Below are 21,657 nucleotides of genomic sequence, written 5' to 3'. Positions count from 1 at the left end.
TGCTCATCAGCCTTTCTGAGCGTCTTCCTGCGCAGCCTGGGCCTGAGCGACCTCCTGCGGGGTGAAACGAATGAACACCGCAGCGATTCCCGCGACCACGGCGCAGACGGCGCAGCAGAACAGCGCGAACATGTAACCCGAGCTCAATGCATCGAGCTGATTGTCGTTCATCAGCGTCGCCGGTCCCGAGATGCCGCCCAGCGAGAGGGTGCGCGAGGTGACCAGAGCGCCGATCACGGCCAGCGCAAGCGGTCCGCCGAGGGTCTGAGCAACCAGGGCGATAGCGGTCAACGGACCGATCTCGGTGGGGCTCACTCCGGCGATGGCGCACAGCGGGAGCGGCACCACCGTCAGGCCGACACCGAAGCCGATGCCGATGACGGGGAAGAACAGTCCGGGGAAATACGACGAGTCCGCGTTCATCGTCGCAACCGACACCATCAGCCAGCCGACCATGATGACGGCACCGCTCAGGATCAGCCAACGAGGAGCGATGCGCGTCACCAACTGCGAGGCCAGGAATGCGGCGGCTCCGAGTCCGAAGGCGAACGGCACGAAAGCCAGGCCCGCGTGCAGTGGGCTGTATCCCAGGATGTCCTGAACGAACAGTGCCACGTAGGCGGCGAGGCAGAACATCACGCCACCGGCGAAGAAGATGGCCACGAAGGTCGCGACCCGATCCCGGTTGCGGAACAGCGAGAACGGGAGCAGCGGATTGTCGGCGCGCCGCTCGACCAGCAGGAACAGCCCGAGGAAGAGCAGACCGGCGAGCAGCGAGACGACGACGATCGGATTGGTCCAGCCCAGCTCGGTACCCTCGCTCAGCGCCAACACCACGCCGGTGCAGCCGAGCGTCGCCAGAATCGCTCCCGGAACGTCGAGAGGCAGCCGCGTCCCCACCGTCTCCTGCAAGGACACGACTGCGAGCACCACGATGACGGCACCGATCGGCACGTTGATCAGGAAGATCCATCGCCACGACACCTCGGTCAGCGCACCGCCGATGATCAACCCGGCGATGGAGCCCACACCCGTCATGGCCGCATAGATCGCGATGGCCTGGTTCCGGACCGGTCCCGGCGCGAACGTGGTGGCCACCAACGCGAACGCCGTGGGCGACGCCACCGCGGCTCCCACGCCCTGAAGCGCGCGGGCCGCTACCAGCGTGGCCTCGTTGACCGCAAGCCCGCACAGCAGTGACGCGATCGTGAACAGCACGACGCCGGCCAGGAACATCTTCTTGCGGCCGAACGCATCACCGAGTCTGCCGCCGAGGAGCATCAGTCCGCCGAACGCGAGTGCATACGACGTGAGCACCCAGTTGCGTCCGGCATCGGACAGGCCCAGATCGGCCTGCAAGGGTGCCAGGGCCAGGTTGGCGACGGTGCCGTCGAGCACCACCATCAGCTGCAAGCCGCTCAGGACGATGATCGCCAACCCGAACGCTCGGGTCGTGACCGGGTACTTGACCTCGGTGCTGGAGGTATCGGACATCGATGATTCAGGCACGGGCGTTCACGTTACCGGCGTGTACAGAGAAACCGGCAACGGTTCCGATGACCACGATGGCCGGAGGCCTGATCTCTGCGTCACGAACCGCGTCGGCGACGGTGCTCAGGGTCGCGCGAACTTCACGCTGGGTGCGCATGGTGCCCTCCTGAACGACGATCACCGGAGTGTCCGACGGTCGACCCCCGGCGATGAGAACGTCGGCGAACAGGCCGATGCGCTCGACGGCCATCAGCAACACGATGGTGCCCTTGAGCTTGGCCAGCGCGTTCCAGTCGACGAGCGAATCGGGATGGTCGGGTGCCACGTGACCGCTCACCACGACGAACTCGTGGGTGACGGCGCGGTGCGTCACCGGGATCCCGGCGGACGAGGGCACCGAAATGGCACTGGTGATGCCCGGCACCACGGTGACCGGAATGCCCTCGGCGGCGAGTGCTTCGAGCTCCTCGTATCCCCGACCGAACACGTAGGGGTCGCCGCCCTTGAGCCGAACGACGAACTTGCCCGCTTTCGCACCGTCGATCAACGCCTGATTGATCGCCTCCTGCGCCATCGCGCGGCCGTACGGAATCTTCGAGGCGTCGATCACCTCCACATGTGGACCCAGTTCGGCAAGCAGCTCGGGCGGTGCGAGCCGGTCGGCCACCACGACATCGGCGTACGCCAGCAGCCTGCGGCCACGGACTGTGATGAGGTCCGGATCGCCGGGTCCGCCGCCGACCAGTGCGACGCCGGTCAACGGAGCATGAGCGGAGTCGGCGACCACTCCCGACTGCAGCGCCTCGATCACGGCATTGCGTACCGCGGCCGACCGGCGGTGCTCGCCGCCCGCCAGCACACCGAGAGTCAGCCCGTCCCATTCGGCCGACGCCGGGGTGACCGCGGTGCCGTCCTTGGCGATGTCGGCTCGCACACAGAAGATCCTGGACGCGGTGGCCTCGGCGACGATGGCGATGTTGGTGTCGGCCTCGTCGGTGCACGCGACGGCGTACCAAGCATCGGCGAGGTCGCCCTCGCGATAGTCGCGCAACTCGATCGTCACCTGACCGCTGGTGGCCATCGCTTCGACAGCGGGCGTGGCCTCGCGAGTGATGACGTGCACCACGGCACCGCAGGAGATCAGCAGCGGCAATCGACGCTGCGCGACGGTGCCTCCACCGACCACGACGACGCGTCGACCTTCCAGATTGAGGCCGACCAGATAGGGAGAGTCAGTCGCGTTCACGAGAGGGAACGCTACCGCGCGCGCTGCACCCGCTTCTCGTCCCATACGGGCTCATCGGACTCGTAGGCCTGGCCGGTGCTGCCGAACACCAGGAATCGATCGAAACTGCGCGCGAACCAGCGGTCATGGGTCACGGCGATGACCGTGCCGTCGAACGCTGCGATCGCGTCTTCGAGTGCGTCGGCGGACATGAGATCGAGGTTGTCGGTCGGCTCGTCCAACAGCAGCAGGGTGGCACCGGACAATTCGAGCAGCAGAATCTGCACGCGCGCCTGCTGGCCGCCGGAAAGGTTGTCGTAGGACTGTTCGGCGGCGCGCGCCAGACCGTAGCGGTCCAGTGCCCTCCCGGCGGCCTCTCGCCCCATGCCGTCTCGGTGCTCGTTGCCCATGTGCAAGATGTCGAGGAGCGTGTTGCCCGCGAGATCCGGACGTGTGTGGGTCTGCGCGAACAGGCCGGGCCTGACGCGAGCCCCGAGCACCGCGGTGCCGGTGTGCGGCACCGGATCGAGAGCCAGTTCCTGAACCGGCTCGTGCTCCTTCTCCGGATCCGTGCCACCGTTGGCGAGCAATCGCAGGAAGTGCGATTTGCCGGAACCGTTGGAACCCAGCACGGCGACGCGATCTCCGTACCAGATCTCGGTGTCGAACGGCTTCATCAGTCCGGTCAGTTCCAGACCCGTACAGACCAACGCACGCTTGGCTGTTCGGCCGCCACGCAGACGCACGGTGACATGCTGCTTCAACGGCACCGCTTCCGGCGGTCCTGCCTCCTCGAACTTCGCCAACCGAGTCTGGGACGCGTGGTAGCGAGCGGCGACCCCGTCGTTGAATTTGGCCTTCTCCCGCAGGCGAAGCACCAGCGCACGCAGTTTGACCAGTTCCTCGTCCCACCGTCGACGCAGTTCGTCGAGCCGAGCATTCCGGTCCTCGCGCGCGGCGTGATACGTCGCGAACCCGCCGCCGTGCACCCAGGAGGTGGCACCGCTGACCCCTGGCTCGAGTGTCACGATCCGGTTCGCGGCATTGGCGATGAGCTCCCGGTCGTGGCTGATGAACAGGACGGACTTGTCGGAATCGCGAATGGTCGCTTCGAGCCATCGCTTGCCCGGCACATCGAGGTAGTTGTCCGGCTCGTCGAGAAGCAACAGATTGTCCGAGCCGGCGAACAGCGCTTCGAGTACGAGACGCTTCTGCTCACCGCCACTGAGGGTCGACGCGGCGCGCCACTTCGCGCGGTCGAACGGCATTCCGAGTGCTGCCGTGGTGACCTTGTCCCAGAACGGCTCGAGGTCGTAACCGCCGACATCGCCCCAATCCGACAGGGCCTGCGCATATTTCATCTGGGTCTTCTCGTCGTCGACCTCGATCATCGTGTTCTCGGCGGCGTCGAGGGCGGCAGCGGCCGTCTGCACGGCCGGGGAGGCAACGGACAGCAGCAGATCACGCACGGTCGAGTCGTCTCGCAGCTGGCCGACGAACTGCCGCATCACCCCGAGCGAGCCGGAGCTCGACACCGACCCCTCGTCCGGGGTCTCGTCCCCCGCGATGATGCGCGTCAGCGTCGTCTTGCCCGTCCCGTTGGGCCCGATCAGGGCAGTCTTGGCACCGTCGCCGACGCGAAACCCGACACCGTTGAGCAACTGCCGTCCGTCGGGCAGGAAGTAGACGATGTCGTTCAGTTCGAGGTGGGCCACAACGAACCAGCCAACCTCATCGGCCCGGCGATGGCCAATCGTTTACCCGTCGGCCAGGCGAGTGCCCGCGTCTTCTCTAGGCGAGGGCCAGGGTCGACGTCTCGGTGAGAACCTGTGTGCCCGCATCGTCGACGTGGGCGTGGTGCACTCGCAACCGAGCCGAGTCGCCGTGCAGGGTCAGCAGCATGACGCCGTTGTCGAACCACGGGCCTGCCTCGGCCTCCCATTCGACACCGGAGGGGCCCACGTGTGCGGCTCGAGCGAGTTTCGACAGGATTCGGGCTGCCGGACGTTTGATGGCCAGCTTGTTGACCGCGCGGATAGGGAGATCGAGCGGATTGCGGAACGGCGACATGGTCAGTTGATACGTGGCAGGTACATCGCGCCCGCCGACCCCGAAATTCGCGTTCGCCACGTACGAACAGTGCACGTCACCCGAGAGCCACATGATCGAAGCAGGCTTGTTCTCACCGCGCGAGAGCTCACGCGTCAGGGCGGCCATGTCGTTGAACGAGTTGGTGAAGGCTGCCCAGTGTTCGAGGTCGAGGCCGATCCGCATCTTCTCGGCCACCTTGGCCGGCATGGCACCCCAACTCCCCTGCGCCACAGCCTCGTTCCATTGCTCCAGGTAGTGCAGCGCGGGCAGCATGAGGTAGGGCAGCGACGAACCGAAGAGCAGGTGCCGCGGGCTCTGTTCGAGCGCCCGTTCTCGTACCCACGCCCACTCCTTCTCGTCGACCATCTCTCTGTTGTTCGGATCCAGGTTTCGCGAGCAGCGCGAATCGATCATGATCAGCCGCGTATCGCCGAAATCGCGGTAGAAGCTCCACCGTCCGGTTTCGGGTTTCCGGTCGACGCGTAAAGCGAAGTCGGACAACAACTTCTCTCGCTCGGCATCGGTGTCGGCAGACCGAACGGCGGCGTACATCTCGTCCTGCGCCAGTTCCTTGGGCGAAAGGTTACCCAGGTGCTGGTACACCCAGTACGACGAGTACGCGCCGACCACACGATCGTTCCACCAGGGCCGCGTCACGATGTCCCGCCGCCACGACGCGGACGAGTTCCAGTCGTCGCGCAGATCGTGGTCGTCGAGGATCATGCACGACGGGATACTCGACATCAGGGTCCGGACCGGCTCGAGTCCCCACGATTCTCGGTACAGCCAGGAGTACTCCTCGAAATCGCAGATCTCGTTCTCGGCGTCGGTTCCGATCGCACTGGAGGGACCATCGCCCGAGCGTCGGCGCGCCTGGAGCCGTTCGACGATCTCCGGCGACGGGTCATCGGCGTACACCTGATCACCGAGGAGCAGCAAGGCCTGCGGCCACCGACTCGGATCCTGCTCGATCAGCGCGTTCCCCAGCCCGGCCAAGGCGTCGGCGCCGATCTGTTTGAGGGATTCGTCGCTGTAGTTGTCGCCGCGTCGACACGATCCGAAGGCGAGTGTGACAGGCCCTTCGGCGTCGACCGTGTGGATGGCGGCCGTCCGCCCCTCCGGCGGCCACACCCGACTGTCGTCGACGAACACCTCGTAGTGCACCGTCGAATTCGCCGGCAGGCCTTCGAGCGGCACCAGCGCGTAGTGGTGGCCGTGCACTCCCCACGTTTGTTCGGAACCCTGGACGCCTACGTCGGTCACGACCGAAATCTTCGACGATTCGGCCATCTCGAACCACAGGGTCGCAGTCTCGGTACCGACGTATCGAACGATCGGGCCGAGCAGGACAAGGCTGTCGGAGGTCATTCGATCCACAGTGCCCGCGTCGGCCGGCTTTCGCCAGTCAGTCGAGCAGATCGGCCGTCACCGGCGGGCAGCGACCACGACCTTCCCCCGTACGTGCCCGGTCTCGACCAACCGATGTGCTTCGCGAAGTTGCTCGGCATCGATCGGAGACAGAACCGTCGTGGCAGTGGTGCGCACCGAACCCGCATCGACGAGCTCGGCCACCCTGGTCAGTAGCTCGTGCTGACGAATCAGGTCCGCAGTCTCGTGCATCGGGCGAGCGAACATGAACTCCCAGTGCCACGAGATCGCCTTCGTCTTCAGCGGGAGAACGTCGAGCGTCTCGGGATCGTCGATCGCCACTATGTGCCCGAACGGTGTCAACAGGTCTGCATAGATCTCGACCTGGCCGGCGGAATGGGCAGTGAACACGTAGTCGATGCCGTCCGGTGCCACTCGGCGTACTTCGTCGCGAAGATCGCGGCGGTGATTCACCACCTCGGCTGCACCGAGAGAACGAACCCACTCCACTGCGTCCTCGTCCGCTGCCGTCGCGATCACGCGCACACCGGGAACGAGTTCCCGAACCAGCTGCAGCACAACAGATCCCACGCCTCCGGTGGCCCCCACCATCAGCAAGGTCCCGGTGGTCTCGGCAGTGATGCCGAGCTTGTCGAACAGTCCTTCCCAGGCGGTGATCACGGTCAGCGGCAACGCCGCAGCATCGGCGAAATCGAGTGTCGTCGGCTTCTTCGCCACAATGCGTTCGTCCACCGCATGAAACTGCGAGTCGGTGCCGGGTCTGCCGATGTCTCCCGCGTAGTACACCTCGTCCCCCGGTGCGAACATGGTGACGTCGGCACCGACGGCGCGCACCACACCTGCCGCGTCGAACCCGAGAACCTTCGGGACGCCCTGCGGATCGTTGCCGGCACGGACCTTGACATCCACCGGGTTCACCGACACTGCTCTCACGTCGACCAGCAGGTCTCGCGGCCGCACGGTGGGCACGTCGACGACCACGTCCGTGAGGCTGGCGGAATCGTCGATCGGAAGCGAGCGGGTGTAGGCAACGGCTTTCATCGTCTCGGTCATACCTACAGGATGGCCCGAACCCCCTGTCCACCGTCAAGGCAGAGCTCGACAACGGCAACAGTGACACCGTCCAGACCGAGCCTGGGTACCGTCAACTCCGTCGAACCGCCGGCCAGTAGTGCCGCTGCTTCGGCGACGCTGGCACTTCCGACGGCACGGAGCACTCGGACCGACACGGTGGGCGTGACGACGGTCGACAGTTCCCTCGCCGAGTAGGTCACGCCCCGAACCCCCATGCTCGACGCCACCGCGACCACCAGTTCTGCTTTTCGGTCGATCGAGGCGATGGCCTCGACATGCCAGTCCGGTTGCAGCACTGCGGAGATCGCGGCCACGACGTCGGCGGCATCGACGCCGGCTCGCGCACCTATTCCGACGACCACCCGCATTCTGGGCCGGCTCTACACGCGCGCGTAGTCGACTGCGGCGGAGACGAATCGGGTGATCGACTCGGGATTGCCCGCGGCATGGGTGTGCAGGTAGGACGCGTGCACTCCGCCGCGGACGAAGCCTTCGCGAGCGGCGGTTCTGCCGTCCGATCGCTGCCGATGCCAACCCCAGGCCGCCGACGCCGCCTCGCGCACTGCGACGAGCTTCGTGCGATGGAACTCGTGACCGGTGACACGGGTGCCCGCGTCGAACAGTGTCGACGGTTCGAGGGCAACCGCATCGCGGTATCCCAGTGTGAGGGTGTTCCCGAATTCCGCGTCCACGTCGATGACTCCGGCCATGGCGTGACCGTCCAATCGCCCTGCTAGATAGAGCAATCCGGCGCACTCGGCATGGATCGGCAATCCCTGGGCTGCCGCTGCTCGAATGTCCGCGAGCAGTAGCTCGTTCGCCGACAGTGCGGCCGCGTGTTCCTCCGGGAATCCGCCGGGGAGGACGACTCCTGCTGTGCCGGGTGGTAATCCGTCACGCAGCGGATCGAACACGGCCACGTCGGCCCCCGCCGCGCGGAGCAGTTCGACGTGTTCGGTGTATCCGAAAGTGAATGCCGGGCCACCGGCCACAGCGATCACGGGCGATCCGGCGGAGATGCGTACCTCGTTCTCCGGCGACCACGGCGGCGCAGTCACCGACGATCGAGCCAAGGCGCTCACGGCCTCGATATCGACGAACCGAGAGACGAGGGCGCTCATCGCGTCGACGGCATCGGTTGCGGCACCACCGTGTTCGACTGCGGTGATCAGCCCCAGGTGCCGTGACGGGACCACCAGTTCGCTCATGCGCGGCAACGCGCCGAGTACCGGAACTCCCACCCGTTCGCACGCTTGACGCAACACGTCCTCGTGCCGCTGACTGCCGACGCGATTGAGAATCACTCCGCCGATGCGGACGCTGGCGTCGAACGTCGAGAACCCGTGCAGCACAGCGGCAAGCGATTGACTGTGTCCGCGGGCGTCGACCACCAGGATCACCGGGGCACCGAGCATCGCGGCCACTCGTGCGGTCGATCCCTCGGCGGAGGCCTCCCCCGGTCCGGTCATGTCGATCTTGCCGTCGAACAGTCCCATGACGCCCTCGACGACCGCGATGTCGCACCCCCGACTGCCGTGTCGGAACAGGGGCCCGATGCGGTCGGCGCCGACCATCACGGCGTCGAGGTTGCGGCCCGGGAGCCCGGCCGCGAGCGAGTGATATCCGGGGTCGATGTAGTCCGGCCCCACCTTGAACGGTGCGACGGTACGGCCTGCGCTGCGCAGCGCACCCATCAGCCCGGTGGCCACCGTCGTCTTTCCGCTGCCCGACGCGGGGGCCGCGATCACCACTGCGGGACAGGACTGGTTCACCATTCGATGCCTCGCTGACCCTTGCGTCCCGCGTCCATCGGATGCTTGACCTTGGCCATTTCGGTGACCAGGTCCGCCGCCTCGATCAGTTCACGAGGTGCATCGCGTCCGGTGATGACGACGTGCTGATTTCCCGGTCGATGGGTCAGGACGTCCACCACTTCGGCAACGTCGACCCACCCCCACTTGAGTGGGTAGGTGAACTCGTCCAATACGTAGAAACGGTGCGACTCCTGCTCGATTCGCCGAGCGATCTCCTGCCAGCCCTCTGCAGCGGCCTCGGCATGGTCGATGTCGCTGCCCTTCTTGCGAGTCCACGACCACCCCTCGCCCATCTTGTGCCATTCGACGGCTCCGCCGACCCCGGTGCTCTCGTGCAGTTCGCCGAGTGTGCGAAACGCCGCTTCCTCGCCGACCTTCCACTTGGCACTCTTGACGAACTGGAACACTCCGACATCGAACCCTTGATTCCAGGCGCGCAACGCCATTCCGAATGCGGCCGTCGATTTCCCCTTGCCCGGTCCGGTGTGGACGGCGAGCACAGGCAGATTGCGGCGCTGACGCGTCGTGAGGCCGTCCTGCGGAACGGTTCCGGGAGCGGGTACACCCTGAGGCATCGCGTACCCCCTACGCCGCTGCGCGAACGACTGCGGCGACCTGCTCCGCCGACAGATCCGCGAGGGCCACGTAACCGCCGCCGAGGCACGCCGCGAAATCGGCAGCGAGTCCGAGGCGGACCATTCCCGATTCGCAGTCGACGACGACGGAGGCGATCTTGTCCGACGCGATGCGTCCCGCGGCAATGCGGGCCCGGCCGACGGGATCGGTGCCTCCGGTGGCCCGTCCGTCGGTCAGTGCAACCACCAGAGCACGGCGCAGCGGATCGCGAACACGTTCTCGCACAACCAGATCCCGGGCCTTCAGAAATCCCTGTGCCAAGGGTGATCGACCACCGGTCTTCATGTTGCGCAGCCGCGTCACGGCCACGTCCACCGACGACGTCGGCGGCAACACCGTCTCGGCTTCCGTACCGCGCACGGTGATCACGGCGACCTTGTCGCGGCGTTGATACGCATCACGCAGCAGCGACAGCACCGCACCGGTCACCGCGGAGAGTCGATCTCGTGCAGCCATCGATCCCGAGGCGTCGACCACGAAGACGATCAGGTTGCCCTCGCGCCCCTCCTTGATCGCGCCCCGCAGGTCTGCGGGCTCGAGCTTCAACCGGCCGGCGGTGCGGCCGCGAACGACCTGCTGCTCGGCCGCGGCGAACAGGGTGCCCACCAGGTGCAGACCCTTGCCTGCCTCGGCGGTGGGCCGTACCGACCGTCCGTGCGAGGACCGTGACCGCGAGCGCCGACCCGGCGCTCCCTCGCCCACTCCGGGAACCTCGAGCAACCGCGCTCTGAACTGTGCTCCAGGGGTACCTGCCTGCTTTTCGCTGCCGGTACCCGAGGGCGGCGGTGGTTGCGTCGATTCGCCGTGCGGATCGGAGGACTGCGGATCGGAGGACTGGGACTGGGAGGCGTCGCCGGGAGCTTCGGGCTCGGGCGCTCCCCCGCCGCCGTCGGGGTCGGGCTCCGGGTCGGGTTGCTGTTCGGCCTGTTCGGCGGCGTCCCGCATGGCCTCGTCCAACTGTTTGTCGTCGATGCCCGGCTCGTCGAAGGGGTCGCGCCGACGCCGGTGCGGCAGTGCCAGTTCGGCGGCGATCCGCACGTCCTCCTCGGCCACGTCGCTCGCGCCTCGCCAGGCTGCGTGGGCGGACGCGGTACGAGCCAGCACCAGGTCGGCGCGCATACCGTCGACGTCGAAGGACGCGCACAGAGCGGCGATACGCCGAAGTTCCTTGTCGCTCAACACCACATCGTCGAGAATTTTCCGGGCGGCCAGAATCTGCTCGGCCACCGCGATGTCGTCGTCGCGGTATGCGGCGGCGAATGCATGCGGATCGCGCTCGTAGTTCATCCGGCGGCGGACGACGTTCATTCGGACGTCCACGTCGCGTGATGCGGTCACTTCGACTGCCAGACCGAACCGGTCCAGCAGCTGCGGACGAAGCTCACCCTCCTCGGGATTCATCGTGCCGACCAGGACGAATTGCGCTGGGTGTGAATGAGATACGCCGTCCCGTTCGACGTGAACCCGACCCATCGCGGCCGCGTCGAGCAGCACATCTACCAGATGATCGTGCAGCAGGTTCACTTCGTCGACGTAGAGGACACCACGGTGCGCGGCTGCGAGGAGACCGGGTTGGAACGCACGTTCACCGTCGCGCAGAACCTTCTCGAGGTCGATGGAGCCCACCACTCGGTCCTCGGTTGCCCCCACCGGAAGTTCGACGAGCTTCGCCGGGCGCGAGCCGTTCTCGTCCTCCACCGCGGGTAGCAGTGTCGCGAGTGCGCGCACCACCGTCGATTTCGCGGTGCCCTTCTCTCCGCGCACCAGTACACCGCCGATACCGGGGTGCACGGCGCACAGAATCAACGACAACCTCAGCTGATCCTGGCCGACGATCGCACTGAACGGATATCCCGGTTCGGGAACACTCCCACTTCGCTGCACAGCCAATTCCCTTCGTGCCCGGAGTTCCGCGCCGGACGTTCGGTCGAGATACGCGAAGCCGGGCGGCGATCTGGCTGACAGGGGAATCTCCTGATCGAAGAAACTCCTGAACACAGTGGCGGGACCGCGCCTGATTGACACAGGACTTCTCCGCGACCGACTTCGAACGGAACACTACCGCCGAACGAACGAATGCCACACACGGTAGGGCCGTGTGTGGCATTCGTTCCGGGAGTGGAGCCTGCGGAATGACCTCACTGGTAATCGATTACTGCAGGAGGTCAGGTCTCGCTCCAGGCGGTGCCGCCGCCCCGACGCATCGGCGTGTGCGGAATGCCGTCCTCGAGAACTTCCTCGCCGTCGGGCAGGAAGCCGTGCTTGGCATACATGTCGACGAGGTAACTCTGAGCGTTGATCCGGCACGGCGCAGAACCGACCTCGGCAAGCGCGGCCCGCAGAATCCGGGTGGTGTGGCCCTGCCCCCTGGCCGAGCGCTGCGTACACAGTCGGCCGATACGGAACGCCTTCTCGCCGTCGTCGTGCTCTTCGAGCAGGCGGAGTGTGCACACCACTTCGCCGTCTCGCTCGAGCCAGAAGTGCCGTGTCTCGGTCAGCAGGTCACGCCCGTCCAACTCCGGGTACGCACACGCCTGCTCGACCACGAACACCTCGACACGCAGCTTCAACAGGTCGTACAACGTGCTGTTGGACAGGTCTAGTGCCCATGATCGTTTGAGAGCTGCTGCTTGCGTATTCATACCTTTTGCTATCACACACCCGTGGGCTGTGCGAGCTCACGCGAGTTTTCCAACTCCAGTGTCTTCGAGGTCCAGGCCCAGACCTCGTCGAACAACGAGCTGTTCTGGGCCAGCTTGACCCCGAGCGACGGGACCATTTCCTTGAGCTTGGGCTGCCAGGCGTCGTACTTGTCGCCGAAGCACCGCTGCAGTACGTCCAGCATGGCGGGGACCGCGGTGGATGCGCCGGGAGAAGCACCGAGCAGTCCCGCGATCGAGCCGTCAGCAGCGTTGACCACGGCCGTTCCGAACTCGAGCACGCCGCCGCGCCCCTTCTTGCGGATCACCTGGACGCGCTGACCCGCGGTGACCAGCTCCCAGTTCTCGCCGAGCACCGAGGGCGCGAACTCGCGCAGCGTCTCGACACGATCTGCCTGTGACTGAGCCAGCTCACTGACCAGGTACTTGACGAGTCCGAGTTCGGTCACCCCGACTCCGAGCATGGACATCAGGTTGCCTGGCTTGACCGAGCTGGGCAGGTCGGTGATCTTGCCCTGCTTGAGGAACTTGGGCGACCAGCCGGCGTACGGTCCGAACAGCAGACCCTGCTGGCCGTTGATCACGCGAGTGTCCAGGTGCGGCACCGACATCGGCGGAGCGCCGACCGACGCCTTGCCGTACACCTTGGCCGAATGCTGCTCGATCAGTGCGGGGTCGGTGCACCGCAGCCACTCGCCGCTGACCGGGAAGCCGCCGAATCCCTTGATCTCCGCGATCCCGGACTTCTGCAGCAGGTGCAGTGCGCCGCCGCCTGCGCCGACGAACACGAACTTGGCGTTGACGGTCTTCTTGACTCCGGTGCGATTGTTGGCGACCTTCACGTCCCAGGTGCCGTCGGACTGCTTGGTGATGTTGCGCACATCGTGCCCGAAGTGCACGGTGGCACCCGCGGACGACAGATAGTTCAGCAACTGCTTGGTGAGCGCCCCGAAGTCGACGTCGGTGCCTTCCTGGCTCCAGTTCAGTGCCACGGGGTCGGAGAAGTCTCGGCCCTTCGCCATCAAGGGCAGCCGCGCCGAGAACTCGTCCTGGGAGTCGATGTACTCCATGCCCGCGAACAACGGGTTCCCCACGAGCGCCTCGTAGCGCGCCCGCAGGTACTTCACGTTCTCGTCCCCGTGCACAAAGCTCACGTGTGGAATCGGATTGATGAAGTTCTTGGCGTCGGAGAGGACGCCGGTCTCGATGCCGTGGGCCCAGAACTGCCGCGAGACCTGGAACTGCTCGTTGACGTTGAGCGCCTTGGCGATATCGACGCTGCCGTCCTTGTTCTGCGGCGTGTAGTTGAGCTCGCAGAGCGCCGAGTGGCCGGTGCCGGCGTTGTTCCACGCGTCGCTGCTCTCGGCCGCTGCGGCGTCGAGACGTTCGTAGACGTCGATCGACCAGTTCGGCTCGAGCTGACGGAGCAGCGCACCGAGGGTGGCGCTCATAATTCCGGCACCGACCAGAACGACGTCGGTCTTGATCCGCTTACCCTGCTCTTCTGTGGACACTGGAGAATCGACTTCCTTGTCTGTAAAGGTCTCGGCCGGTGGCGGTATCGGTCCGAGAACTCTTCTGTAGAGGGCTACTCACCCGATGCGGTCAGGTTACTAGCTGGGCCTACCCCATCGGACACCACGTCAACCTGCTCACGATTGTGCTCCTCGGACGCTGTCGGCGGCGCCCACTACAGTTGTGATCTGTGACTACCTGGGTTCCCGATGTCCTCGGCGACGGCTACGAACAGACGACCATTCCACTCGGTGACGATCCGGACGGCGAGGGCCAGGTCGAGGCCACTCTGGTGCGGTACCAACCGCCGGGTGTCGCCAACTTCGACCGAGCTGTGATCTACGTCCACGGATTCACCGACTATTTCTTCCAGCGACACATCGCCGAGCATTTCGCCGCCAAGGGATACGCGTTCTACGCGCTCGACCTGCGCAAATGTGGACGATCACGCCGCGAGGGGCAGACCGCACATTTCGTGACCGATCTGGCGATGTACGACGCCGAGCTGAACGAGGCGCTGAGCCTGGTGCGCGCCGAGCGCGCGGACGCCCCGGTACTGCTGATGGCGCACTCCACCGGTGGCCTCGTGTTGCCGCTGTGGCTCAACCGGCTCAACCGTCGGGAAGGCGGCTCGTCAGGGCTGGGCTTGGCAGGCGTCGTCCTCAACAGCCCCTGGTTCGACCTGCAGGGTCCGCCGGCCATTCGCAGCGTCGGCACCGCGGCGATCGGCGTCATCGGCAGATTTCGGGCGAAGACACCGGTTCCCGGGGGCGGCTTGGACACCTACGGGCTTTCCCTCGCGGCATCGGAGCAGGGCGAGTGGGACTACGACCTGGACTGGAAACCCCTCGCCGGCTTCCCCATCACCTTCGGCTGGATCCGTGCGGTCCGGCACGGGCACGCGGAACTGCATCGGGGCCTCGACATCGGCATCCCCTCGCTGATCCTCCGCTCCAAAGTGACCCACTTCTCCCGCCGCTACAGCTCGGCCGTCGACGCCGCGGATGCCGTTCTGGACGTTCGCCAGATTGCCCGATGGGCCGGCTGCCTGGGCGACCGCACGACGATCGTGCCCATCGAGGGAGCCCGCCACGACGTGTTTCTGTCCACCGAGGACCCTCGGGCGCGCGCCTTCGAGGAAATGGACGAGTGGCTCGAGTGGTTGCACCGAGGCGACAGCACCGACCATGCGTCGGGCAAGGACCACAGCGAAAGCGGGCATATTTCATGAGCGAGCATTTCGACGTCGCGATCATCGGCTCCGGATCTGGCAACTCCATCGCCGATTCGCGCTTCGACGACAAGAAGATCGCTCTGATCGAAGAGAACTCGACGTTCGGTGGCACCTGCCTCAATGTCGGCTGCATCCCCACCAAGATGTTCGTCTATGCCGCCGAGGTCGCTCGCACAGTGCGTGATTCGGCCAAATACGGCGTCGACGCCCACGTGGACGCTGTGCGCTGGCCGGACATCGTCGACCGCGTGTTCGGACGGATCGACCCCATCTCCGAGGGCGGCAAGCGCTACCGCGCCGAGGGCAGCCCCAACGTCACCCTCTTCGAAGGCCACGCAACGTTCGTCGGCCCGCGCACCATCGATACCGGCACTGGTACCGTCATCACCGCCGACCAGATCGTGATCGCTGCCGGATCACGTCCAACAGTGCCGGAATCCATAGCCGACTCGGGTGTCACCTACCACACCAACAGCGACGTGATGCGCCTGCCGGAGCTGCCCGAGCACCTGGTGATTCTCGGATCCGGTTACATCGCAGCAGAATTCGCGCACGTGTTCTCGGCCCTCGGCTCGAAGGTGTCCATCATCGCCCGCAAGGACGCGCTGCTGCGTGCGCTCGACGCCGACATCTCGAAGCGATTCACGTTGCTCGCCCGCGCCAAGTGGGACGTCCATCTCGACTCCGGTGATACCCGCGCCGCATCGGAGGGCTCATTGCACGGCGTCGAACTGGCCGACGGCACCAGGGTTCTAGGCGACGCGTTCCTCGTCGCCGTGGGCCGGGAACCGAACGGTGACCGTCTGGATCTCGGCACCGCAGGCATCGAGCTCGACGACGAAGGCCGCATCGTGGTCGACGAATTCGGGCGCACCACGGCCGAGGGAGTGTTCGCGCTCGGTGACGTCTCGTCGCCCTACCAGCTCAAGCATGTGGCCAACCAGGAAGCACGGGTCGTCCAGCACAACCTGCTGCAGGACGCGTGGCACGGTGACACCTCGGCTCTGCGCAAGAACGATCATCGATTCGTTCCCGCGGCCGTCTTCACCGATCCGCAGATCGCCGAGGTCGGCATGACCGAGGAACAAGCCCGCGACGCGGGGCTGGATATCACCGTCAAGGTCCAGAACTACGGCGATGTCGCCTACGGCTGGGCCATGGAGGACAGCGAAGGTCTGTGCAAGATCATCGCCGAGAAGGGCACCGGAAAGATCCTCGGCGCACACATCATCGGCGCGCAGGCCCCGACCCTGATTCAGCCCCTCATCCAGGCAATGAGCTTCGGGCTGTCCGCCCAGGACATGGCACGTGGCCAGTACTGGATTCACCCCGGCCTGCCCGAGGTCGTCGAGAACGCTCTGCTGGGGCTCGACCTGTAGTTCCGATTACCAGGGGCTGGTGCGGAGCACGATCTCGGTAGCCAGCGCGGCCGGCTCGGCGGCGACGACATTCGCGCTGCCGTCGAGTTGGACCACCCGGAAGTCCGAGTAGACGAACCGACCGCTCGCGTCGGCGGATGCGCGCCGCAACGAGGACCCCACGACCAGTGTCGTCGGCAACTCGACCGGCGGGCAGTCCGCGGCGCGCACGGTGCCCTGCTCGTCGGCGATCGCGGGGTGGCAACGGTTCACCACGATCAGACTCGCGAAGCGACCGAAAGTCTTGGCAGCCAGCGTCCAGGCCGACTCGGCACCCGCGCCGCTGCCGACGAGATGCACCCACGACAGCTTCAGCTCGTCGAGAACCGTCAGGATCGCGTCGTCGCTGACACCGTCGATGCTCTCCAGCGCAACGGTTTTCAGATCCGAATTGTGCAGCCGTTCACTGACGGCGTCGTACACATCCACCGGATCGCCTGCATCGGGCAGCAAGAGAACGGCGTGCCTGCTGTCCGGGCCTGCGACCCGTACCGAACATTGCCCACCCGCAGCACTCACATGCGTGAACTCCATGGGGACGACGGTACTGCCTCTTGCGCCGACCCCACATCGGTTCTATGGTTAGTTACATGAGTAATGAACCAGTGAGGCAACCAGCCTCGACGCACCGGCGGTGGTTCTGATGGACGAGGGCAGGCCGATCTTCCTGCAGATCGCCGAGATGGTCGAGAACTCCATCATCGACGGCTCTCTCGCAGAAGAAGAACAGGTTCCCTCGACCAACGAACTGGCCGCATTTCATCGAATCAATCCGGCCACTGCGGGCAAGGGACTCGCCAAGCTCGTCGCCGACGGCGTCGTCTACAAGAAACGAGGAATCGGAATGTTCGTCACCACAGGCGCTCGGGACGCTCTTCGCTTCCGTCGCCGCGACCTCTTCGCTCGCCAGTACATCGATCCACTCGTCACCGAGGCTCGCAAGCTCGGCATGACCGTCGACGAACTCAAGACCTTGCTCGACAACTGGGAGGAAGCACGATGAGCGTCCACACTCTCGGCTCTATCGGCGAATCCGGCACCATAGCCGCGTCGGCCACTCACCTGACCAAGAAGTTCGGCTCGTTCACGGCTGTCGACGATGTCAGTTTCCAGATCGAACAGAACAAGATCTACGGCTTTCTCGGCCGCAACGGCGCGGGCAAGACCACCGTCATGCAGATGATGACCGCACAGATGCGACAGAGCGCGGGTGAGGTTTCGATATTCGGGCAACGTCCGTGGGAGAACCCGCTCGCACTGAGTCACATGTGCTTCGTCAAGGAGAGCCAGAAGTACCCCGACGACCTGAAGGTCAAGAACGCCATCTCGCAGGCTTCCCACATCCTTCCGCACTGGGAAAACGACTTCGCCGCCGAATTGCTGCGCGACTTCGACCTGCCCCTCGGCCGCAAGATCAAGAAGCTTTCGCGGGGAATGACGTCGGCTCTCGGAATCGTCATCGGACTCGCATCGCGCGCACCACTGACCTTTTTCGATGAGCCCTACTTGGGACTGGACGCGGTCTCTCGACACATGTTCTACGACAGATTGCTGGCCGACTACGCCGAGCACCCGAGGACCGTAGTTCTGTCCACTCACCTCATCGACGAGGTCAGCGATCTGATCGAACACGTGATCCTCATCGACAAGGGCAAGATCGTGCTCGACGCCGACTCGGATACGCTGCGCGAGAGCGTATTCGAGATCACCGGACCGGCCCGAGCGGTCGACTCGTTCGCCTCGGGACACCGAACCCTGCGCCGAACCGCACTCGGCGCGAGCGCGCGGGCGACGATCGACGGCCGACTCATCGAAAGTCAGAAATCGGACGGTGCCGCAGCAGGGCTCAGCATCGAACCGGTTCCGCTGCAGCAGTTGATCATCGAACGCACCACCGCCGAAACCGAGGAGGCAGTGTCATGAAACGAATACTGGACGTCGCTCGAATCCACAACACCTCCTGGGCAACCACATTCGCGTGGCCACTCGGCATTCTCGCCATAGTTTTCGTCGTCACGTACGGCCTGTTCTCCGTGGTCCCGGACACCGAATCGGAATCCAATTTCACCGGCGGAGTCTTCGCGGTGTATGGCTTCGCCCTCGCTTTCTACCTCTCTGCCATCACCCAGGTCTTTCCGTACGCGCTCGGCTTGAGCATCACCCGGCGCGAATTCCTCACGGCGACCGCGTTGGTGGGTATCGCACAATCCGTCGCGATCGGCACGATCGTCTACGTGCTGTCGCTCATCGAGTCCGTCACGGGTGGTTTCGGTAAGAAGATCCGAATGTTCGGCATTGCCCGCTCTGCCACGGACAACCCTGTGCTCCAGTGGGCGGCACTCGTGACGGGACTGCTGGTGATCGGCGGCATCGGCGCATTCATCGGCGTCGTCTATCGGCGGTACCGCGTCAATGGATTGTTCACCCTCGGACTCGGTACGCTCGTATTCTTCGGCGGCGGATCGATTCTCGTGACCTGGCAACGGTGGTGGCCCGATATCGGCAGCTTCTTCACCGACACTCCGCGCATACTTCTGCTCGTGGTCATCCCCTTGGTCATCACCGGCGTGTTGGCGGCCGCCAGCTGGGTCGGCCTACTCAAAGCATCTGCGTGACAATCTTTTTTGTCACAGAATCGACGCCGTGCTCGATGAGATCGAGCACGGCGTCGACGTCGACGTTGCGCTCCACCAGATCCGCCAGCAGATTCAACTGCTGCTCCCGCAACGCCGCGACCGACGTATCGGGTGCCACCTCGAACCCTGCGCGACCCGATTTCTCCGCCACCCAGGTGAGAAACGAACGCCGGAAGTCGTCGGATTCGAGCAGGCCGTGCCAGTGCGTTCCCACGACACTGCCGCGCACACTGCCCTCGCGAACGCCCGAAGACGCAGTCAGCAATGCATCGTCCCCGCTACGAACAACCCGACCATGATGAATCTCGTACCCGGACACCGAATATGCATCGAACAGCTCTGCCCGACCCGACACCTGCGCGAGTACCTTGTCGGCTGCGAACTCGATATCGAGATCGAACAGACCGAGTCCCTCGACCACACCGACACCCGACTCCACCGCGTCCGAGATGGTTCGGCCGAGCATCTGGTAGCCGCCGCAGATACTCAGAACCGGCCGACCCGCCGCCGCGCGCTCGGAAATGGCACGAGCAAGACCGGTGCGCCGCAACCAGTCCAGATCCGACACCGTGGACTTGCTGCCCGGAACCACCACCAAATCCACGTCCTCGAGCCGGGACGGCTCGGTGACCCAGTGCACCGACACCCCGGGCTCACACGCCAGCGCCTCTACATCGGTGGTATTGGAGATTCTCGGCAACCGCACCGCCGCCACCCGTAACCACTGGGATCCGACGGGAGGACGCGGCCTTCCCACCGGAGCATCGGCAACTGTTCCGAGTGAATCCTCGGCGTCCATCCACAATCCGTCGGCGAACGGAACGACACCGTATGTCGGACGTCCCGTCAACGCGCGCAACTGATCGAGACCGGGTGCCAGCAATGCAGGATCACCGCGGAACTTGTTGATCACGAACCCGGCAACGAGCGCCTGATCCTCCGGAGACAGCACGGCCACGGTGCCGAACAGATGAGCCAGCACTCCCCCGCGATCGATGTCCCCCACCACGATCACCGGAAGCGCTGCCGCCGTCGCCAACCCCATGTTGGCCAGGTCGGTCGCGCGAAGATTGATCTCGGCGGGCGAGCCCGCCCCCTCGCAGATCACCACGTCGTATTCCGCACGTAGAGAGGCCAATTCGTCTGCCACCACGGCGCGCAACGACTGTCGATGCTCGATGTAGTTGCTCGCACTCACCTGCGCCACAGCCCGCCCGCGCACCACCAACTGCGAGGTCCGATCACTTCCCGGCTTCAACAACACCGGGTTGAACCGCACACTCGGCTCGAGGCCACAGGCCGCCGCCTGCATCGCCTGGGCTCGACCGATCTCGCCGCCGTCGAGCGTGACCACAGAATTGTTGGACATGTTCTGCGCCTTGAACGGAGCCACCCGCACGCCCCGCCGCACCAACATCCGGCACAAACCGGCAACCAACACACTCTTTCCTGCGTCCGAGGTGGTCCCGGCGACCAGCAGAGCGCCTTTCACGGCAGTGTCAGGATCTCGCTACCTGTCTCGGTCACCACGAGGGTGTGCTCGAACTGCGCAGTCCACTTTCGATCGTGCGTGACCACCGTCCAGCCGTCGTCCCACATCTCGGCGTTGATCGTGCCCAGGTTGATCATCGGTTCGATCGTGAACGTCATTCCCGGCTCGATGACGGTGTCCACCGACGGCTGGTCGTAGTGCAGAACGACCAGACCGTTGTGAAAGGTCGTACCGATGCCGTGGCCGGTGAAATCCTCCACCACGCCGTAGCCGAACCGGTGCGCATACGACTCGATGACGCGGCCGATCACGTTGAGCGCGCGCCCCGGCTTGACCGCCTTGATGGCACGCATGGTGGCCTCGTGCGTGCGTTCGACCAGCAGGCGGGCTTCCTCGGAGACGTTGCCGGCCAAGAAGGTTGCGTTGGTGTCACCGTGGACACCGTCGATATACGCGGTGACGTCGATGTTGACGATGTCGCCGTCCTGAATCACCGTGGAATCCGGGATTCCGTGGCAGATGACCTCGTTCAGGGAGGTGCAGCAGGACTTCGGAAACCCTCTGTAGCCCAACGTGGACGGGTACGCGCCGTGATCGATCATGTACTCGTGGGCGATGCGGTCGAGCTCGTCGGTGGTCACTCCCGGTGCCACTGCCCGGCCCGCTTCCTGCAATGCTCCGGCCGCAATCTTCGACGCCACCCGCATCTTCTCGATGACCTCGGGGGTCTGCACCCACGGTTCGCTGCCTTCGGCGACGGTCGACTTCCATGCGTACTCGGGGCGCTCGATCGACGTCGGCACTGCGAGCACGGGCGATACGACGCCGGGTACGAGTGGCTGACGGGGCTTGCTCTCGGCGGTCACAGACATGAGGCCCAGAGTAGTCGGCCGGTCCTCGGCACCGGACCACAGCGCGGTGCCCGTGCCAGTCGAAACAGCGTCCACCGGTGCGGATATGATCTGGATCACGTTCGTCGCTC

The 21,657-nt window shown here is 65.1% G+C and carries 19 protein-coding genes and 1 riboswitch; of the genes, 5 read left to right on the top strand and 14 right to left on the bottom strand.

The features are described from left to right. Positions 1 to 6: 6 nt before the first annotated feature. From MTX34_RS14550 to mqo, 11 genes are all read right to left on the bottom strand, one after another. A complete protein-coding gene (locus MTX34_RS14550; RefSeq protein WP_243609904.1) occupies positions 7 to 1,494 on the bottom strand; it encodes an MFS transporter in 1,488 nt (495 codons plus the stop codon). A gap of 7 nt (positions 1,495 to 1,501) precedes the next feature. Beyond that, positions 1,502 to 2,782 (bottom strand): uroporphyrinogen-III C-methyltransferase, encoded by a 1,281-nt coding sequence (gene cobA / locus MTX34_RS14545; RefSeq protein WP_243593334.1) that lies wholly within the window; start codon positions 2,780 to 2,782, stop codon positions 1,502 to 1,504. Continuing rightward, positions 2,749 to 4,431, bottom strand: coding sequence for an ATP-binding cassette domain-containing protein (locus MTX34_RS14540; protein WP_243609830.1), 1,683 nt, complete (start codon positions 4,429 to 4,431; stop codon positions 2,749 to 2,751). Before MTX34_RS14540 ends, cobA begins: the two co-directional genes overlap by 34 nt. 76 nt (positions 4,432 to 4,507) lie before the next feature. Beyond that, complete coding sequence (locus MTX34_RS14535; RefSeq protein ID WP_243609829.1) at positions 4,508 to 6,175, bottom strand: alkaline phosphatase D family protein; 1,668 nt, start codon at positions 6,173 to 6,175, stop codon at positions 4,508 to 4,510. Between the two features lie 57 nt (positions 6,176 to 6,232). Beyond that, complete coding sequence (locus MTX34_RS14530; protein ID WP_243593337.1) at positions 6,233 to 7,249, bottom strand: zinc-binding alcohol dehydrogenase family protein; 1,017 nt, start codon at positions 7,247 to 7,249, stop codon at positions 6,233 to 6,235. Between the two features lie 2 nt (positions 7,250 to 7,251). Continuing rightward, positions 7,252 to 7,638 carry a cobalamin biosynthesis protein gene (locus MTX34_RS14525; RefSeq protein ID WP_243593338.1) on the bottom strand — a complete coding sequence of 129 codons (387 nt, stop codon included), beginning with the start codon at positions 7,636 to 7,638 and terminating at the stop codon, positions 7,252 to 7,254. A gap of 12 nt (positions 7,639 to 7,650) precedes the next feature. Further along, positions 7,651 to 9,045 carry a cobyrinate a,c-diamide synthase gene (locus MTX34_RS14520; protein ID WP_243609828.1) on the bottom strand — a complete coding sequence of 465 codons (1,395 nt, stop codon included), beginning with the start codon at positions 9,043 to 9,045 and terminating at the stop codon, positions 7,651 to 7,653. Then, entirely contained in the window at positions 9,039 to 9,659 is a 621-nt protein-coding gene (cobO, locus tag MTX34_RS14515) for a cob(I)yrinic acid a,c-diamide adenosyltransferase (RefSeq protein ID WP_243609827.1), read from the bottom strand. The genes MTX34_RS14520 and cobO overlap by 7 nt, the downstream gene beginning before the upstream one ends. A gap of 10 nt (positions 9,660 to 9,669) precedes the next feature. Continuing rightward, positions 9,670 to 11,610: a magnesium chelatase subunit D family protein gene (locus MTX34_RS14510; RefSeq protein ID WP_243609826.1), complete on the bottom strand. Its 1,941-nt coding sequence runs from the start codon at positions 11,608 to 11,610 to the stop codon at positions 9,670 to 9,672. 40 nt (positions 11,611 to 11,650) lie between these two features. Then, positions 11,651 to 11,801: riboswitch (cobalamin riboswitch) on the bottom strand. An 84-nt stretch (positions 11,802 to 11,885) separates the two neighbouring features. Next, the gene (locus MTX34_RS14505) at positions 11,886 to 12,362 is read right to left on the bottom strand and encodes a GNAT family N-acetyltransferase (protein ID WP_243593342.1); all 477 of its coding nucleotides are present in this window, start codon (positions 12,360 to 12,362) and stop codon (positions 11,886 to 11,888) included. An 11-nt stretch (positions 12,363 to 12,373) separates the two neighbouring features. Beyond that, complete coding sequence (mqo, locus tag MTX34_RS14500) at positions 12,374 to 13,894, bottom strand: malate dehydrogenase (quinone) (protein ID WP_243593343.1); 1,521 nt, start codon at positions 13,892 to 13,894, stop codon at positions 12,374 to 12,376. A 191-nt stretch (positions 13,895 to 14,085) separates the two neighbouring features. Here mqo and MTX34_RS14495 point away from each other — a divergent pair, with 191 nt between their 5' ends. Together MTX34_RS14495 and mtr are read left to right on the top strand one after the other, a co-directional pair. Continuing rightward, positions 14,086 to 15,126, top strand: coding sequence for an alpha/beta hydrolase (locus MTX34_RS14495; RefSeq protein ID WP_243609825.1), 1,041 nt, complete (start codon positions 14,086 to 14,088; stop codon positions 15,124 to 15,126). Next, positions 15,123 to 16,508, top strand: a complete 1,386-nt coding sequence (mtr, locus tag MTX34_RS14490) for a mycothione reductase (RefSeq protein ID WP_243609824.1) — start codon at positions 15,123 to 15,125, stop codon at positions 16,506 to 16,508. Before MTX34_RS14495 ends, mtr begins: the two co-directional genes overlap by 4 nt. 6 nt (positions 16,509 to 16,514) lie before the next feature. On the opposite strand, the gene MTX34_RS14485 is transcribed toward mtr, so the two are convergent. Beyond that, complete coding sequence (locus MTX34_RS14485) at positions 16,515 to 17,081, bottom strand: alpha/beta fold hydrolase (RefSeq protein ID WP_243593346.1); 567 nt, start codon at positions 17,079 to 17,081, stop codon at positions 16,515 to 16,517. Between the two features lie 106 nt (positions 17,082 to 17,187). On the opposite strand from MTX34_RS14485, the gene MTX34_RS14480 reads away from it, so the two are divergent. Genes MTX34_RS14480 through MTX34_RS14470 form a run of 3 tightly spaced genes read left to right on the top strand, consistent with a single transcriptional unit; the run spans position 17,188 to position 19,162 of the window. After that, a complete protein-coding gene (locus MTX34_RS14480) occupies positions 17,188 to 17,550 on the top strand; it encodes a GntR family transcriptional regulator (RefSeq protein WP_243609903.1) in 363 nt (120 codons plus the stop codon). Then, positions 17,547 to 18,470, top strand: a complete 924-nt coding sequence (locus MTX34_RS14475; RefSeq protein ID WP_243609823.1) for an ABC transporter ATP-binding protein — start codon at positions 17,547 to 17,549, stop codon at positions 18,468 to 18,470. The genes MTX34_RS14480 and MTX34_RS14475 overlap by 4 nt, the downstream gene beginning before the upstream one ends. Next, complete coding sequence (locus tag MTX34_RS14470; RefSeq protein WP_243609822.1) at positions 18,467 to 19,162, top strand: ABC transporter permease; 696 nt, start codon at positions 18,467 to 18,469, stop codon at positions 19,160 to 19,162. Before MTX34_RS14475 ends, MTX34_RS14470 begins: the two co-directional genes overlap by 4 nt. On the opposite strand, the gene MTX34_RS14465 is transcribed toward MTX34_RS14470, so the two are convergent. Both MTX34_RS14465 and map read right to left on the bottom strand, forming a co-directional pair. Further along, on the bottom strand, positions 19,146 to 20,675 hold the full coding sequence (locus MTX34_RS14465) for a cobyric acid synthase (protein ID WP_243609821.1): 1,530 nt from the start codon (positions 20,673 to 20,675) through the stop codon (positions 19,146 to 19,148). The genes MTX34_RS14470 and MTX34_RS14465 overlap by 17 nt on opposite strands. Beyond that, a complete protein-coding gene (gene map / locus MTX34_RS14460; protein WP_243593350.1) occupies positions 20,672 to 21,547 on the bottom strand; it encodes a type I methionyl aminopeptidase in 876 nt (291 codons plus the stop codon). The genes MTX34_RS14465 and map overlap by 4 nt, the downstream gene beginning before the upstream one ends. Between the last annotated feature and the right edge of the window lie 110 nt (positions 21,548 to 21,657).

Source organism: Rhodococcus sp. ARC_M5 (genome assembly GCF_022810405.1).
GTDB lineage: Bacteria > Actinomycetota > Actinomycetes > Mycobacteriales > Mycobacteriaceae > Rhodococcoides > Rhodococcoides navarretei.
This window is presented reverse-complemented; position numbering and strand designations above follow the sequence as displayed.